Source organism: Mesorhizobium sp. M7A.F.Ca.CA.003.01.2.1 (assembly GCF_003998945.1).
GTDB lineage: Bacteria > Pseudomonadota > Alphaproteobacteria > Rhizobiales > Rhizobiaceae > Mesorhizobium > Mesorhizobium ciceri.
This window is the reverse complement of sequence record NZ_RZRA01000664.1, coordinates 1-3269: the sequence shown is the minus strand read 5'-3', so window position 1 is coordinate 3269 and position 3269 is coordinate 1. Positions and strand designations below refer to the sequence as shown.

2 protein-coding genes and 2 pseudogenes are annotated in these 3269 nt (G+C 63.6%); 3 read left to right on the top strand and 1 reads right to left on the bottom strand.

Features of this window, described 5'->3' with window-relative positions; translation table 11 throughout:
• Positions 1-304: pseudogene (locus tag EN969_RS23295) on the top strand (NmrA family protein); the annotation flags it as partial.
• Between the two features lie 141 nt (positions 305-445).
• Positions 446-2002 carry a serine hydrolase gene (locus tag EN969_RS23290; protein ID WP_063168614.1) on the top strand — a complete coding sequence of 519 codons (1557 nt, stop codon included), beginning with the start codon at positions 446-448 and terminating at the stop codon, positions 2000-2002.
• Between the two features lie 28 nt (positions 2003-2030).
• On the opposite strand, the gene EN969_RS23285 is transcribed toward EN969_RS23290, so the two are convergent.
• On the bottom strand, positions 2031-2966 hold the full coding sequence (locus EN969_RS23285; protein WP_013530658.1) for a hypothetical protein: 936 nt from the start codon (positions 2964-2966) through the stop codon (positions 2031-2033).
• A 159-nt stretch (positions 2967-3125) separates the two neighbouring features.
• Between EN969_RS23285 and EN969_RS36200 the strand changes: the two are divergent.
• A pseudogene (locus tag EN969_RS36200) lies at positions 3126-3269 on the top strand (KamA family radical SAM protein); the annotation flags it as partial.

The following is a 3269-nucleotide window of genomic DNA, read 5'->3' as shown; positions in this document are numbered from 1 at the left end:
GAACGATCCCAAGGCCATCCGCAGCGAGATCCGCATCGCCCGAAACAAGATCACCCAGAACGAAATGATCGATCTGTGGCGCCGGGTGAGCGGCCGCTCGCCGCGCATCGTGCCTCAGAGTGCGGCGGAGCTTGAGGCGATGATCGCGTCAGCCCCCTGGCTTGGACTGCTGCGGGCATTCTGGATACGCGGCGAGACCGCGCTCGAGACGGCCACGCCGGAAGCCGGAGTGCTGTATCCGGAGCTGGCTTTCGAGACCATCGAGAGCGCCTTTGTTGCGATGGCGGACGCCGCTGGGCGGTAGGAACAGGAGCGCGGCGCTGAAGCTGACGTCGTCGGCGCGGCCGATGAATCCGGCTCGCGGCGTGAGCCGCCCGAGAAGGGCTGGTCTCACCCGTGCGGGCCTGTATCATGGTCATGTGAATTCCTGGGAGGAGGCTTGTGCATGCGGCTGAATCGGAATCTCTGCCAGTGGAGGGTTTGGGTCTTCATCGCCGCAATGGCGCTTTGGCCGCACGCGGCGCCGGCCGATAGCCTCACGCCCGAGCGCATCACTGCTGCCCTGTCGAAGCTCGAAGCGCTTGCCGAAGCCGCCGTCGCGGACGGTGCCGTGCCCGGGCTCGCCATCGGCGTCGTGCGCGATGACGAGGTGATCTTCCTCAAGGGTTTTGGGCATCGCGAGGCCGGCAAGCCTGAGATCGTCGACGCCGACACGGTGTTCCAGATCGCCTCCCTTTCCAAGCCGGTTTCCGCCACCGTCGTAGCGGCGTTGGTTAGCGACAGGATCGTGTCCTGGGATTCGAAGATCGCCGATCTCGATCCGGCCTTCAGGTTGGCCGATCCTTATCCGGCAAGCCAGCTCACCGTCCGTGACCTGTTTTCGCATCGCAGCGGGCTTCCAGGCACCGCCGGAGACGACCTCGAGGACATTGGCTACGACCGCGTCGAGATCCTGCATCGCCTGCGGTTCGTGCCGCCATCGTCGAGCTTTCGGGCCGGGTATTCTTACAGCAATTTCGGATTGACAGAGGGTGCCGTGGCAGCCGCGACACCGACGGGAAAGCCCTGGGAGCAGGTCGCCGAGGAGAAGCTCTACCGTCCGCTGGGCATGGCCTCCACGAGTTCCCGCCATTCGGACTTCGTCAAGCGAACCAACCGCGCCGCGCTTCACGTCAAGGTCGATGGCGCCTGGGCAGCGAGGATAGAGCGCGATCCGGATGCGCAGGCGCCCGCCGGCGGCGTCAGCTCTACGGCACGTGACCTCTCGCAATGGGTGCGCCTCATCCTCCACAACGGCGTTTATGCCGGCAAGACACTGATTGCCGCCGATGCGCTAAGCCAGACGCATGTTCCGCTGATATCGCGCGGCAACAACCCCGTCTCCGGCGGCGCATCGTTCTACGGCCTCGGCTGGAATGTCGAATTCGGCCGACACGGCCTGAGCTGGGGCCACGCCGGCGCTTTCAGCGTCGGCGCGCGTACCCTGGTGACAGTCTTCCCAAAGGAGAAGCTGGGCATAGTCATCGTCGCCAACGCCTTTCCGACTGGCCTGCCGGAGGGATTGTCCGACAGCTTCGCCGATCTCGTCTTCGACGGTAAGGTCGAGAAGGACTGGGTCAAGGCGTGGAATGATATCTATGCGGGCCTGTTCGGTCCGGTGGTCGCGGCGGCCAAGGCCGCCTACGCCGCGCCGCCGTCTCCGTCACGGCGAGCCGGGCCGGGCAGTGTCTATGCTGGCCGGTACGCCAACGACTTCATCGGCGACGCGATTGTGTCGAAAGCGGGAGACGACCTTGTACTCAAGGTGGGCCCGGCCGCCGGCCGGTCCTATTCATTGAGGCATTTCGACGGTGATCTTTTCCTGACCTTCCCCGACGCGGAGACGCCGGACAGCCCCTCGGGTGTAAGTTTCGTGGTCGGCGCTGACGGCAAGGCGTCGGCCATGACTGTAGGTTTTCTCGACGACAATCATCTCGGCACGCTGCAACGTGTGGGGGACTGACTTCCAAATCGACCGGTCCCGCCGGGAGTCAGGATGCCGGGCCGTATCGGAGCAGTTTGAAGCAATCGCCGTTGCCCGATTTCGTCTGTGCCAGCGAGGGCTTCGATCTGTCGATCCATTCCTGATGTGACCTCGCGTCGGCTTCGATCGCGTCGACCGGTGCAAGACTGACAAAGCTGCGTCCGTGGCTGAGAAGCCAGCACGCACGGCCGAGAAATCGCCTGCTGCGCTGGCGCAAGAGGTCGGCATCGTAGAAGATGTCGAGCACCTCGTGCTTGATCTTGCGCTCGGTTTCAGGATTGGCGATCGCAACCTCGATCGGCTCGCCGCCGATCGCATCCTGCAGGTCCTTGTAGTCGAGGGTGAGTTGGGTGATGGCATATTTGATCTCGCTCTCGTCGCGCACGATGTCGAACCATAGCGTCGGATCGAGCTGGTTGACGACGAACGACGACTCGAAATCGCGCGACAGGTTGAGGATGTCGAAGTCCCGGATGTCGACGTCGCGCTCAACCAGCAGGATTTCGCGGATCTGCTTGCCAAGCTCCGCTCCCTGCGCGCCGATGGCGGCGTTGGTTCCACCAAGTTCGGGACTAACGTAGGCCCCGCCGTCATCCAGCAGCGCGTCGAATTCGCCAAGTGACTCGACGAGGGGAGCGCCACGAGCGATGCGCGCCGCCAGCTTGGCCAGAACCTGCTGGAGATCCGTTTCGCGTCTGCGCTGGTCTTGGTAATTCTGCTGGAAAAAGAAGATGAACAGCGACACGCCGATGCCGATCAGGATCACGCCCAACTGCGAGAAGATGTTACGGTAGTATTCCAGCAGCTTTTCGCGATGACGCACGTCGTCGCGCACACTGTGGGCGACGCGCAGATTGACGATCAGCGACAGGATGAGCAGCCCAGTACCGACGAGGATGAGGCCGCCGATGAGCAGGTAACCATGGCCTGTGCTGAAGTCCATTCGTTTTCCCTGAAGCCCAGACTGCGCAGAATAGTGCCATTTTGGCTAAATACCTACGGATTTGCAGGCGGTGGATTTGATGGCGGCGACCACCCCAGAAGGTTGACCCGCCTGGCCATCCGGCCGATAGCTCCGCCAGAAACTGCCCCGAGAACCCTGATGACTTCAGACACGAACCTCCACGATGCACGCTCCGCCGATCCTGACACCGCCTGGCAGGCGGACGTCCGCGCCGGGGTGCGCCACGTCCGCGACCTTGACCGCCTCCCGCTGTCGTCAGCCGAGCGCGCAGCCGCCCAGGCC

What these genes read in the sequence shown, in the direction of transcription:
- EN969_RS23285 (WP_013530658.1), bottom strand. Translation starts at nt 2,966, where the DNA reads ATGGACTTCAGCACAGGCCATGGTTACCTGCTCATCGGCGGCCTCATC.
- EN969_RS23290 (WP_063168614.1), top strand. Translation starts at nt 446, where the DNA reads ATGCGGCTGAATCGGAATCTCTGCCAGTGGAGGGTTTGGGTCTTCATC.